Annotated in this window: 12 protein-coding genes; 4 read left to right on the forward strand and 8 right to left on the reverse strand. The window is 71.6% G+C overall.

Annotation, left to right across the window (positions count from 1 at the left end):
• Both NON00_RS17545 and NON00_RS17550 read right to left on the reverse strand, forming a co-directional pair.
• Complete coding sequence (locus NON00_RS17545; RefSeq protein WP_256023664.1) at nucleotides 1-582, reverse strand: F0F1 ATP synthase subunit delta; 582 nt, start codon at nucleotides 580-582, stop codon at nucleotides 1-3.
• Nucleotides 583-789: 207 nt separating this feature from the next.
• Nucleotides 790-2,982: a primosomal protein N' gene (locus NON00_RS17550; protein WP_256023667.1), complete on the reverse strand. Its 2,193-nt coding sequence runs from the start codon at nucleotides 2,980-2,982 to the stop codon at nucleotides 790-792.
• A 145-nt stretch (nucleotides 2,983-3,127) separates the two neighbouring features.
• Here NON00_RS17550 and fsa point away from each other — a divergent pair, with 145 nt between their 5' ends.
• The 3 genes from fsa (at nucleotide 3,128) to NON00_RS17565 (ending at nucleotide 5,395) form a co-directional block, all read left to right on the forward strand.
• The gene (fsa, locus tag NON00_RS17555; RefSeq protein WP_256023670.1) at nucleotides 3,128-3,784 is read left to right on the forward strand and encodes a fructose-6-phosphate aldolase; all 657 of its coding nucleotides are present in this window, start codon (nucleotides 3,128-3,130) and stop codon (nucleotides 3,782-3,784) included.
• 82 nt (nucleotides 3,785-3,866) lie between these two features.
• Nucleotides 3,867-4,478, forward strand: a complete 612-nt coding sequence (locus NON00_RS17560; RefSeq protein WP_256023672.1) for a hypothetical protein — start codon at nucleotides 3,867-3,869, stop codon at nucleotides 4,476-4,478.
• Nucleotides 4,478-5,395, forward strand: coding sequence for a tyrosine recombinase XerC (locus NON00_RS17565; protein WP_256023674.1), 918 nt, complete (start codon nucleotides 4,478-4,480; stop codon nucleotides 5,393-5,395). The genes NON00_RS17560 and NON00_RS17565 overlap by 1 nt, the downstream gene beginning before the upstream one ends.
• Nucleotides 5,396-5,473: 78 nt before the next feature.
• Here the strand turns inward: NON00_RS17565 and NON00_RS17570 are convergent, their stop codons facing one another.
• From NON00_RS17570 to lpdA, 4 genes are all read right to left on the reverse strand, one after another.
• Nucleotides 5,474-6,067: a hypothetical protein gene (locus NON00_RS17570; RefSeq protein ID WP_256023676.1), complete on the reverse strand. Its 594-nt coding sequence runs from the start codon at nucleotides 6,065-6,067 to the stop codon at nucleotides 5,474-5,476.
• A gap of 127 nt (nucleotides 6,068-6,194) precedes the next feature.
• Complete coding sequence (locus NON00_RS17575) at nucleotides 6,195-6,476, reverse strand: PGPGW domain-containing protein (protein ID WP_256023679.1); 282 nt, start codon at nucleotides 6,474-6,476, stop codon at nucleotides 6,195-6,197.
• Nucleotides 6,477-6,534: 58 nt separating this feature from the next.
• Nucleotides 6,535-7,008, reverse strand: a complete 474-nt coding sequence (ybaK, locus tag NON00_RS17580; protein ID WP_256023681.1) for a Cys-tRNA(Pro) deacylase — start codon at nucleotides 7,006-7,008, stop codon at nucleotides 6,535-6,537.
• Nucleotides 7,009-7,089: 81 nt separating this feature from the next.
• On the reverse strand, nucleotides 7,090-8,481 hold the full coding sequence (lpdA, locus tag NON00_RS17585) for a dihydrolipoyl dehydrogenase (RefSeq protein ID WP_256023684.1): 1,392 nt from the start codon (nucleotides 8,479-8,481) through the stop codon (nucleotides 7,090-7,092).
• A 212-nt stretch (nucleotides 8,482-8,693) separates the two neighbouring features.
• On the opposite strand from lpdA, the gene NON00_RS17590 reads away from it, so the two are divergent.
• Nucleotides 8,694-9,794, forward strand: coding sequence for a tripartite tricarboxylate transporter substrate binding protein (locus NON00_RS17590; RefSeq protein WP_256023686.1), 1,101 nt, complete (start codon nucleotides 8,694-8,696; stop codon nucleotides 9,792-9,794).
• Nucleotides 9,795-9,800: 6 nt separating this feature from the next.
• Here the strand turns inward: NON00_RS17590 and NON00_RS17595 are convergent, their stop codons facing one another.
• Nucleotides 9,801-10,187, reverse strand: a complete 387-nt coding sequence (locus NON00_RS17595) for a hypothetical protein (protein WP_256023689.1) — start codon at nucleotides 10,185-10,187, stop codon at nucleotides 9,801-9,803.
• A gap of 83 nt (nucleotides 10,188-10,270) precedes the next feature.
• Nucleotides 10,271-11,241: 2-oxoglutarate dehydrogenase complex dihydrolipoyllysine-residue succinyltransferase (odhB, locus tag NON00_RS17600; protein ID WP_256023692.1), on the reverse strand; the 971-nt coding region annotated here is incomplete at its 5' end.

Genomic DNA, 11,241 nt, shown 5'->3' on the forward strand with positions numbered 1-11,241 from the left:
TCAGGCGGCCCCCTTCATGGCGTACTGCAGGCGCTGCAGCTTGGACTTGATCGAGCTGTCGTAGAGGCGGGACCCGAGGCGCACCACAAGGCCACCCAGCAGGGTGGGGTCGATGCGCTCGACCAGCTTCACGTTGGAATAACCGGCTTCCGTCAGCCGCGCGGCAAGCTGCGCGCGCTGCGTGTCGGTCAGCGGATGGGCGGTGGCGACCTCGGCGGTCTGCTGGCCACGCTGCTCGGCGAGCAGCGCGCCGAAGGCGGCGACCACCTGCGGCAGCACCGCCAGGCGGCGGTTGGCGATCAGCACGCCGACGAGGGCGCGGACGTCGCCGGCAATGCCGGCACGCTCCAGCACGGCGAAGAGGCCGCGCTGCTGCGCGGCGCCGTCCAGGCGCGGATCGTGAATGAACGCGCGGAAACCGGCGTCGCCGGACAGCAGGTCACCCAGCCTGTCCAGGTCGGCGGCGATGGCATCCACCGCCTTCTTCTCCTTCGCCAGCTCCAGCAGCGCCAGCGCATAGCGCTGGGCGAGGCCAGAGGGGTGGGTCGCGTTCGGCGAGACGTTGGTCGCTTCGGAGGCCACGGAGGATCCCGTTCTCTTGCTATCCCGGCGTCCTGCCGCGCGGTCCCATCTCAAAGCGCGGGTTCCGGCGGTTGGACAGGTTTCGACGCGCGCGGAGTGCACCCGCCGCGGCGGCCCGGCATTAACACAATGTGTCGCAATGCGGCAACGGGGCCGCCGCGAATTCCTTACCCCAGATTCATCGCGCGGGCAGGTTCCGCCCACGTTTCAGAGGAATCCGACCGGGTCCACATCCACCTGCACGCGAACCGCCGCCGGAACAGGAACGCGGGCGAGCCATTCGCGCAGCAGCGGCTGCACCGCGATGTCCCGCCGCGCCTTCAGCAGCAGCCGCCGCCGGTGCCGCCCGCGCAGCAGCGCCAGCGGCGCGGGGGCGGGGCCCAGCACCTCCACCCCCTCCCCGCGCGGCGCGGCCAGCCCGAGGTCGCGCGCCACCCGCTCCGCCTCCCGCTCATCCTCGGCCGAGACGATCAGCGCGGCGAGGCGGCCGAAAGGCGGCCAGTGGCCGGGGCGGCGGCTCTCCGCCTCCGCCTGCATGAAGGTATCCAGGTCGCCGGAAACAAGGGCCTCCAGCACCGGGTGGTCTGGATTCCAGCTCTGCAGCAGCACCCGGCCGGGAGACTCGGCGCGGCCGGCGCGGCCGGCCACCTGGTGCAGCAGCTGCACCGTGCGCTCCGCCGCCCGCAGGTCGCCCCCCGCCAGGCCGAGATCGGCATCCACCACGCCCACCAGCGTCAGATGCGGGAAGTGCCAGCCCTTGGCGACGATCTGGGTGCCGATGATGAGATCCACCTCCCGCGCCGCGATGGCCCGCGCCGCCTCGGCGGCGGCGGCGGGGCCGGGAATCGTGTCGGACGCCATCACCAGCCGCCGCGCCTCGGGGAAGAGCGCCGCCGCCTCCTCCTGCACCCGCTCCACCCCAGGGCCGAGCGGCGTCAGGCTGCCCTCGGCGCCGCATTCGGGGCAGGCCTCGGGAATCGGCTCGGCATGGCCGCAATGGTGGCATTGCAGCGTGCGGCGGACGCGGTGCTCCACCAGCCAGGCGGTGCAGTTGGGGCAGCGCAGCCGGTGGCCGCAGGCCCGGCACAGCGTGAGCGGCGCATAGCCGCGCCGGTTGAGGAAGAGCATCGCCTGCTGGCCCGCCGCCAGCGTCGCCCGCACCGCCTCCACCAGCGGCGGGCTGAGGAAGCGGCCGCGCTCCGGCGGGGTGCGCCGCTGGTCGATCACCGACACCGCCGGCAGGGCGGCGCCACCATGCCGGGTGGGCAGGTGCAGGCTGGCATAGCGCCCCGTCCCGGCATTGGTCAGCGTCTCCAGGCTCGGCGTCGCCGAGACCAGCACACAGGCGGCGCGCGACAGCCGCGCCCGCACCACCGCCATGTCCCGCGCGTGGTAGACCACCCCCTCCTCCTGCTTGAAGGCGGTCTCGTGCTCCTCATCGACGATGATCAGGCCGAGATCGGGATAGGGCAGGAACAGCGCCGAGCGGGCGCCGACCAGCACCGGCACCCGGCCCTCCGCCACGGCGCGCCAGGTGTCGCGCCGCAGCCGCGGGCCCAGCTCCGAATGCCACAGCGCCGGCGCCACGCCGAAGCGGCGGGCATAGCGCTCCAGCCACTGCGTCGAGAGCGCGATCTCCGGCAGCAGCACCAGCGCCTGCCGGCCCCGCGCCACGCATTCCGCCACCGCCTCCAGATAGACCTCCGTCTTGCCGGAGCCGGTGACGCCGGTCAGCAGCGTCACGCCAAAGGCCTGCCCGGCCACGGCGGCGCGCAGGGCCCGCGCCACCTCCGCCTGCTCCGCCCCCAGCACCGGGCCGGGGCGGGCGAGATCGGGCACCGGAAAGGCCGCCCCCGCCGGCAGCAGCGCCGGTTCGAGCAGCCCGGCCTCGGCCATGCCGCGCACCACGCCCGCGGAAACCCCGGCCTCCGCCGCCAGCGCCGCGCCGCTCTGCACATCGCCCGGCTCCAGCGCGTCCAGCACGCGGCGGCGCGCCTCGGTCAGCCGCGGCCCGCCCTCATCGCGCCGCGCCCGCTGCCCGGCGGCGGAAAGCCGCCAGCCCGCCTTGGCCGTGGGCGGCTCCAGCGCCGCCGGGGCGCTCATCGCCATCCGCAGCACCGCCCCCGGCGGGTGCAGCGTATAGGCCGCCACCCAGTCCACGAAGCGGCGCAGGCTCGGCGTCATCGGCGGCACGTCGAACACGGCGCGCAGGTCGCGCAGCCGGCGCTCGGGCAGCGCCGGGTCGGCCTCGCCATCCCACACCACCCCCACCACGCTGCGGCCCGCGAGCGGCACCTCCACGAAGCTGCCAGCCGGCGGCGCCGCCGGCCAGGAGGCCGGCACGCGGTAGTCATAAGCCCCCGACAGGGGCAGCGGCAGCAGCACGCGGAGACGAGCCATACCCCCCCTTCTCGGGCCACGCGGCCTTTCGTTCAACACCCGCCTTCCGCTACAACCCCCCGCTGCAACCCCGGCCACCGCCGGGCGAGGCACAGGCCCCGCCCCGCGCGATGCACACGCCCCGACCTGACAGGAAGCCCTCGCCATGAAGTTCTTCGTCGACACCGCCGAGGTGTCCGAGATCCGCGCCCTCGCCGAGCTCGGCATGGTCGATGGCGTCACCACCAACCCCTCGCTCATCGCCAAGTCCGGCCGCAAGATGGCCGAGGTGATCGCCGAGATCTGCACCGTCACCCCCGGCCACGTCTCCGCCGAGGTCACCGCCACCGACTATGAGGGCATGCTGGCCGAAGGCCGCTTCCTGCGCGGCATCGCCGGCAACGTCGCCGTCAAGGTGCCGCTGACCGAGGCCGGGCTGCGCACCTGCCGCACCCTCTCGGAGGAAGGCACCCCGGTCAACGTCACCCTCTGCTTCTCGCCCACCCAGGCCCTGCTCGCGGCCAAGGCGGGGGCCACCTACATCTCGCCCTTCGTCGGCCGGCTCGACGACCTGGCGCAGGACGGCATGCAGCTCATCGCCGACATCGTGCAGATCTATAAGAATTATCCGAAGCTCAAGACCGAGGTGCTGGTGGCCTCCATCCGCCACCCGCTCCACCTCGCCCAGGCCGCCAAGCTCGGCGCCGATGTCGCCACCCTGCCGCCAGGCGTCATCCGCCAGCTCATCAAGCACCCGCTGACCGATCGCGGCCTGGAAGCCTTCCTGGCGGATTGGAAGAAGACGGGGCAGTCCATTCTGTGATGCTATCCGAGGGGGGCGCCGCCCCCCTCGGGCTCCCCCCGCCAGGAACCTGAGGTTCCTGGACCTCCCATCAGGGGGCTTCATGCAACCGGAAGACATCGCCAGCTGGCTCCGCCAGAACCCGGATTTCCTGGCCGAACGCCCGGATCTCTACCGCAGCCTGACCCCGCCCCGCCGCATCCACGGCGAAGGACTGGCCGACCACATGGCCGCCATGCTCGCCGCCGAACGCGCCGCCACCCGCGGCGTGGCCGAAGCCGCCCGCGAGGCCGATGGCTTCGCCAGCCGCACCCGCGCCGCCATCCTCGCCCTCATCGCCTCCCACGACCCCGCCGCCACCGTGCGCGAGGAATGGCCGGACCTGCTCGGCCTCGCCCATTGCGCCCTCGCCGGCGAGGAGCGCGCCGCCACCCACTGCCCCCCCCACTGGCTCCCCCTGCCCGCCGGCACCGCCGCGCGGCTGCTGCCGGCCGGGCGCGAGGCCCTGCTGCGCGAGGCGCCCACCGAACTGCCCCTGCTCCACGCCGAGGCCGCGCCCCTGGTCTGCTGCGACGCCCTGGCCCGCCTGCCCCTGCCCGGCGCCCCCGCCCTGCTGGTGCTCGGCGCCCGGCTGCGCAGCGAACTGCCCCAGCAGGGCGCCACCCCCCACCTGCTCTTCCTGGCGCGCGCCCTCGCCGCCGCGCTGCTGCGATGATGACCGGCCTCCAGGCCCGCGCCCTCTGGCTCGAATGGCTGGAGAAGGAACGCCGCGCCAGCCCGCGCACCCTGGAAGCCTATGGCGCGGACCTCGCCGCCTTCCTCGGCTTCCTCACCCGCCACCTGGGCGGCGAGCCGGATTTCCAGGCCCTGGCCGACCTCCACCCCGCCGATATCCGCGCCTTCCTGGCCGAGCGCGCCATGCGCGACGGCGTCAGCAACGCCACCCGCGCCCGGCAGCTGGCCGCCATCCGCGGCTTCCTGCGCTTCCTGGCGCGGCGGCACGGGCTGGTGCCCAAGGCCATCGCCGGGCTGCGCGGGCCGAAGGTCGTGCCCCCCGCCCCGCGCCCCCTCACCCCGGACCAGGCCATCGACGTGACGCGCGACGCCGGCAGCGTGGAGGACACCACCTTCCTCGCCGTGCGCGACAGCGCCCTCTTCACCCTGCTCTATGGCTGCGGGCTGCGCATCTCCGAGGCGCTGGCGCTGAACGTGGCCGATGCGCCGCGCGCCGGCACCGGGCTGCGCGTCATCGGCAAGGGGGACAAGGAACGCATCGTGCCCGTGCTGCCCGCGGTGGAGAAGGCCGTGGCCTCCTATCTGGCCCTGCGCGGCACGCCGGCGCCGGACGCGCCGCTGTTTCTCGGCGCGCGCGGCGGGCGGCTGGATCCGGGGCAGGCGCAGAAGGTGCTGCGCACCTACCGCCGCCTCGTCGGCCTGCCGGAATCGGCGACGCCCCACGCGCTGCGCCACTCCTTCGCCACCCACCTGCTCACCGCCGGGGCGGATCTGCGCTCGATCCAGGAATTGCTGGGCCATGCCAGCCTCTCCACCACCCAGCGCTACACCACCGTCGATTCGGCCAAGCTGCTGGAGACATGGCAAAAGGCGCATCCACGGGCAGGGTCAGAATAAAATCAAAAAGCCAGGGAGAATGAATTCTCCCCGGACCCCTCTTCTTTTTTTCTGTCAGGGGGTGGCGCGGGAAGCCGGCTAGCGGATCGTCGCCGTGCTGCGCTTCACCTCCAGCTCCGCGAGGCGCGTCTGGCGCAGCGCCTGCGCCGCCTCCCGCTGCTGGCGGCACAGATCGGCCGAAGCGGCACAGCTTTCGCCAATGCGCTTCTCGACCTCCGCCACCTCGCGCTCGATCTCCGCCCGGCGCTGCGCGAAAAAGGCATCCCGCGCCGCCTCATTGGGGAAGCTGGTCGGGATCAGCGCCAGCTTCACCTCGGCGGGATACTTGTTCATGGCGCCCGAGGCACTGTCCACGGCCACCCCCACCAGGCCACCGAACAGGATATTGCCGAAGGTCATCCCGGCGAATTCGGAGGTCAGCGTCGTCGCGCCATCCTGATAGCCATCACGCTTGCACAGCACCGCCACATCCTGGCGGCTCTTGTCCAGCGTCACGCTCTGCGGCGTCTGGCTGACCACCGCGACGGACTGCCCCCCACGCTGCAAGCTGCACTGCGCCCCCGCCGGGTCAGTGATGACCGTCACACTCTGCGTCGTCCCCTGCGTGATACTGGCGCAGGCCGTCGTCAGAAAAAGCCCTGCCAGCGCGGCAAGGCGAAGCATCATCGTCATCCGGACCTCTGTTCTCTGCACGCACGGCACGCCGGGTTGCCCGGCGAAACCGGTGCCATGCCGTTATGGTCCAGCTTCCGTTCACGGAACAGATGATTCGGTTACATGCTGATACAGAGGGCCGGCGTCATGCCATGCCGAGGCGCCGGCGCAGCCAGGCGGCCCCTTCGCCGCAGCGCTGGATCAGGCGCGCCTCCATCTCGCCCAGGCGGCCGACCGGGCCGGGCCAGCGGGCCTCGCACCAGCCGAGGCAGCGCTGGCTCCAGGCATGCTGCTCCCGCAGCACGAAGAGGCCGAGCAACAGGAAGATGGTGCCGTTGAGGAAGGGCAGGATCACACCGACCACACCCAGGGCCAGCAGCGACCAGCCCGCGAGCTTGCGTTTCCACGAGGGACGAAAAACCAGCATACGGCGCAGATGGCCCTGGGCCGGCCGGCACTCAAGCCACCCACACAGAGATGAAGCCTCAGCCGGCGATGGCGGCGGCCTTCGCCCCGAGCGCCGCCAGGGCATCGGCCGGGCTGAGGCGGATCTGCAACCCGCGCTGCCCGCCATTGACGAAGATATAGGGCTCGGCCAGCGCCGCCTCCTCCAGGAAGACGGGCACGCGCTTCTTCTGGCCGAAGGGGCTGATGCCACCGACGCGGTAGCCGGTCATCCGCTCGGCATCGGCGGGGCGCATCATCTGGGCGGACTTGCCCCCGGCGGCGGCGGCGAGCTTTTTCATCGCCACCTCGCGGTCAGAGGGCAGGACGACGCAGACGGGCTTGCCATCCACCTCGGTCATCAGGGTCTTGAGCACGCGGCTGGGGGCTTCGCCGAGGGCGGCGGCGGCCTGCAACCCGATGCTGTCCGCCTCCGGGTCGTAGTCATAGCTATGGACGGTGAAGGCGATTCCCGCCTTCTGCGCCGCCAGTGTGGCGGGCGTGGCCTTGGACATGATGAGCCCCTGAAGGCGGGGTCCGGGGGGACCCTGTCCCCCCGGCGGGAGGGTCTGGGAGGGCAGCGCCCTCCCAGCAATTCAGATGTGCAGCGCGCGCCCATCCACGGCGAGGGCCGCTTCCTTCACGGCTTCCTGCAGCGTCGGGTGGGCGTGGCAGGTGCGGGCGACATCCTCGGCCGAGGCGCCGAACTCCATGGCCAGGGCGGCCTCGGCGATCAGCGTGCCGGCATCCGGCCCCAGGATATGGACGCCGAGGACGCGGTCCGTCTCCTTGTCGGCCAGGATCTTCACGAAGCCATCGGTGTCGCCCATGGCGCGGGCGCGGCCATTGGCCATGAAGGGGAACTTGCCGACCTTGTAGGCCTGCCCGCGCGCCTTCAGCTCTTCCTCGCTCTCGCCCACCGAGGCGATCTCGGGCCACGTGTACACCACGGCGGGGATGACGTTGTAATTCACATGCCCCGCCTGCCCGGCCAGGATCTCGGCCAGGGCGACGCCCTCATCCTCGGCCTTGTGGGCCAGCATGGCGCCGGCGATGACGTCGCCGATCGCGTAGATGCCGGGCACATTGGTGGCGAAGTGCTTGTCCGTCTTCACCCGGCCGCGCTCATCCAGTTCCACGCCCAGCTCGGCGAGGCCCAGGCCCTCGGTATAGGCGCGGCGGCCGATGGCCAGCAGCACCACATCGGCCTTGATCTCCTCGGCCGCGCCGCCGGCGGCGGGCTCGACCGTCAGGGTCACGCCGTCCTCGGCCTTCACCGCGCCGGTGACCTTGGACTTCAGCTTGAACTTCATGCCCTGCTTGGCCAGCACGCGCTCGAAGTTCTTGGCCGTCTCGGCGTCCATGCCGGGGGCGAGGCGGTCGAGATACTCGATCACCGTCACCTCGGCGCCGAGGCGGCGCCACACGCTGCCGAGTTCCAGCCCGATCACGCCGCCGCCGATGACGACGAGGTGGCCCGGCACCTTCTCCAGCTCCAGCGCGCCGGTGGAGGTGACGATCTGCTTCTCGTCCACCTCGACGCCGCGCAGCGGGGCGCTGTCGGAGCCGGTGGCGATGATGATGTTCTTCGCCTCATAGACCTGGCCGGCGACCTCGACCTTGCCCGGGGCGGTGACCTTGCCGGCGCCCTTCAGCCAGGTGACCTTGTTCTTCTTGAAGAGGAACTCGACGCCCTTGGTGTTGGCGGTGACGACCTCGGCCTTGCGCGCCTGCATGCGGGCGAGGTCGAGCTTCACGCCGTCCAGCAGGATGCCGTGGTCGGCGAATTTGTGCTTGGTCTCCTCGAAGGCTTCCGAGGATTGCAGCAGCGCCTTGGAGGGGATGCAGCCGATGTTCAGGCAGGTGCCGCCGAGCGTCGTGCGCTTCTCCACGCAGGCGACCTTCATGCCGAGCTGGGCCGCGCGGATGGCGCAGACATAGCCGCCGGGGCCGGCACCGATGACGATGACGTCGAAGCTTTCGGACATGTTGCAGGGTCCTGCCTGAGATTGGTGCCGGCAAACTGGCGTGCGGCGCGGCGCGCGGCAAGGGGGTAGCGGGTGCCACAGCCATTCTCGCAGCGCGGCCAAGCCACGCGCCGCCGCCGGGGGTATGCGCGCGATGGACAGCGGGGCGCCGCCTCTGCCACCCTGCTCCGTAATGGCGCCGCCACAAGGCGCCGGGACTGGGAGGCTCGACCATGACTGACGACCGCCGCGCGGCGCCGCCGCGCCGCGCCATTTCCGCCGCCATGCCCGCGGGCCAGGCCGCGCTGCCGCGCCGCACCGCGCTCAGCCTTCTGGGCACAGGGCTGATGGGCACGGGGCTGATGGGCACGGGGCTGATGGGCACGGGGCTGATGGGCGGCCTGCTGGCCCGCCCCGCCCTGGCCCAGGGCTCGCAGGCCGGCTTTCCCGCCCGCCCCATCCGCCTGATGGTGCCCTGGCCGCCCGGCGGCTCGGCCGATGCGCAGCTGCGCTCCCTCTCCGAGGTGGCGACGCGCGCGCTCGGCCAGCCCGTGCTGGTGGAGAACCGCTCCGGCGCGCGCGGCCTGCTGGCGGCCCAGGCCCTGCTCCAGGCGCAGCCGGATGGCTATACCCTGGCGCAGCACCATCTCTCCGTGCTGCGCCACCCCTTCATGACCAAGGCGCGCTCCTGGGACCCGGTGGAGGATTTCACCCCCGTCATCAGCCTCACCGGCTGGCTCTTCGGCGTGGTGGTGCGGACGGACAGCCCGATCAAAAGCTGGGCCGACTATGTGGCGGCGGCGCGGGCGAAGCCGGGGCGGCTGACCTATTCCACCAGCGGCATCGGCACCAGCAACCACATCGCCATGGAGGATCTCTGCGCCCGCCTCGGCCTCCAGATGACGCATGTGCCCTTCCGCGGCACGACGGAGGGCGTCACCGCCCTGCTCGGCGGGCAGATCGACAGCATCGCCGACAGCTCGGCCTGGGTGCCGCAGGTGGAGGCCGGGCAGTTCCGCCTGCTCAGCGTCTGGTCGCCGGAGCGGGCGAAGCGCTTCCCGGATGTGCCGACGCTGAAGGAACTCGGCATCGATCTGGCCGTGACCTCGCCCTATGGCATCGCCGGGCCGAAGGGGATGGACCCCGGCGTGGTGCGCGTGCTGCACGATGCGCTGAAGACGGCGCTGTTCAGCCCGGAGAACACGGCCATCCGGGAGAAGTGGGACATGCCGCTCAACTACCTCGATACCGAGGCCTACCGGGACTTCATCGTCCGGCGCGTGGCCTATGAGAAGGAGATGGTGGGGCGGCTCCATCTCAGCATCGATAGCTGAGGCGCTTCAGTCCCGGGAGGGCTCCGCCTTCCCGGGCTCTCCCTCCGGCAGGCGAGACAGCACCACGCCGCCGAGCAGGAGCAGGAGCCAGCCGGCGCCCAGAAACAGCAGAACCATTCCGGCGACGGGGGTGGTGGTTTCCTCCTCCGCCCAGAACAGGGGTTTGTCATTCCAGAGGGCCAGCAGCAGCGCTTCGATGTTGAACAGGAGCCACAGTGGCAGCCCTATCAGGAACGCTGACGCGGATCGCCGCGCGAAGGCCCGCCAGGCCAGAGAGAGTCCGAACCCGCTGAGGGCAGCAACGCCCAGCACCGGCAGCAGCAGCAGCTCCAAGATGCCCTTCTCGCCGCGCCACAGCATGGCCCCGGCGAAGAACAGGTGCAGCACCGTCATGCCACCACTCACGGCGCCGAAATAAACCAGGGCCGCGCACAGCGCGGCCCTGGCCCAATTCATGGAGGGCAAAGCCCTGCTCGTCAGATGTCGAGCATCAGGCGGCGCGGATCCTCCAGGCTCTCCTTCACGCGCACCAGGAAGGAGACGGCTTCCTTGCCGTCCACGATGCGGTGGTCATAGGAGAGCGCCAGATACATCATCGGGCGGATCTCGATCTTGCCGCCCACGACCATGGCGCGGTCCTTGATCGAGTGCATGCCGAGGATGCCGGACTGCGGCGGGTTCAGGATCGGCGTCGACATCATCGAGCCGTAGATGCCGCCATTGGTGATGGTGAAGCTGCCGCCCGAGAGTTCATCGAGCTTCAGCTGGCCGTCCCGCGCCTTCTTGCCGAAGCCGGCAATGGCCTTCTCGATGGCCGCGAAGGAGAGCTGGTCGGCATTCTTCAGCACCGGGACGACGAGGCCGGAGGGGCCGCCCACCGCGATGCCCATATGCACGAAGTTCTTGTAGACGATGTCGTCGCCATCGATCTCGGCGTTGACGGCCGGGAACTCCTTCAGCGCGGCGACGCAGGCCTTCACGAAGAAGGACATGAAGCCGAGCTTCACGCCCTGCTTCTTCTCGAAGACGTCCTTGTACTCGTTCCGCAGCGCCATCACCGCGCCCATGTCCACCTCGTTGAAGGTGGTCAGCATGGCGGCGGTGTTCTGCGCCTCCTTCAGGCGGGTGGCGATGGTCTTGCGCAGGCGGGTCATCTTCACCCGCTCCTCGCCTTCCTCCAGGGCGCGCGCGGCCTTGGGGGCGGCCTTCGGCGCGGCGGCGGGGGCGGGGCTGGCCAGGAAGGCCTGCACATCGCCCTTGCTGATGCGCCCGTCCTTGGCCGTGCCGGCGCCGATCTGCTCGGCCGAGACATTGTTCTCGGCCATCATCTTGGCGGCGGCGGGCAGCGGGGCATGGCCGGTGCCGGGGCGCGGCAGCGGGCCGGAGGCGGGGCGCGGCTCCTCCACCTTCGGCGCGGCCGGGGCGGCGGCGGGGGCCGGCGCGGCGG

The organism is Roseomonas sp. GC11 (genome assembly GCF_024437745.1).
GTDB lineage: Bacteria > Pseudomonadota > Alphaproteobacteria > Acetobacterales > Acetobacteraceae > Pseudoroseomonas.

What these genes read in the sequence shown, in the direction of transcription:
- fsa (WP_256023670.1), top strand. Translation starts at nt 3,128, where the DNA reads ATGAAGTTCTTCGTCGACACCGCCGAGGTGTCCGAGATCCGCGCCCTC.
- NON00_RS17590 (WP_256023686.1), top strand. Translation starts at nt 8,694, where the DNA reads ATGACTGACGACCGCCGCGCGGCGCCGCCGCGCCGCGCCATTTCCGCC.
- NON00_RS17575 (WP_256023679.1), bottom strand. Translation starts at nt 6,476, where the DNA reads ATGCTGGTTTTTCGTCCCTCGTGGAAACGCAAGCTCGCGGGCTGGTCG.
- ybaK (WP_256023681.1), bottom strand. Translation starts at nt 7,008, where the DNA reads ATGTCCAAGGCCACGCCCGCCACACTGGCGGCGCAGAAGGCGGGAATC.
- lpdA (WP_256023684.1), bottom strand. Translation starts at nt 8,481, where the DNA reads ATGTCCGAAAGCTTCGACGTCATCGTCATCGGTGCCGGCCCCGGCGGC.
- NON00_RS17565 (WP_256023674.1), top strand. Translation starts at nt 4,478, where the DNA reads ATGACCGGCCTCCAGGCCCGCGCCCTCTGGCTCGAATGGCTGGAGAAG.
- NON00_RS17595 (WP_256023689.1), bottom strand. Translation starts at nt 10,187, where the DNA reads ATGACGGTGCTGCACCTGTTCTTCGCCGGGGCCATGCTGTGGCGCGGC.
- NON00_RS17570 (WP_256023676.1), bottom strand. Translation starts at nt 6,067, where the DNA reads ATGACGATGATGCTTCGCCTTGCCGCGCTGGCAGGGCTTTTTCTGACG.
- NON00_RS17560 (WP_256023672.1), top strand. Translation starts at nt 3,867, where the DNA reads ATGCAACCGGAAGACATCGCCAGCTGGCTCCGCCAGAACCCGGATTTC.
- NON00_RS17550 (WP_256023667.1), bottom strand. Translation starts at nt 2,982, where the DNA reads ATGGCTCGTCTCCGCGTGCTGCTGCCGCTGCCCCTGTCGGGGGCTTAT.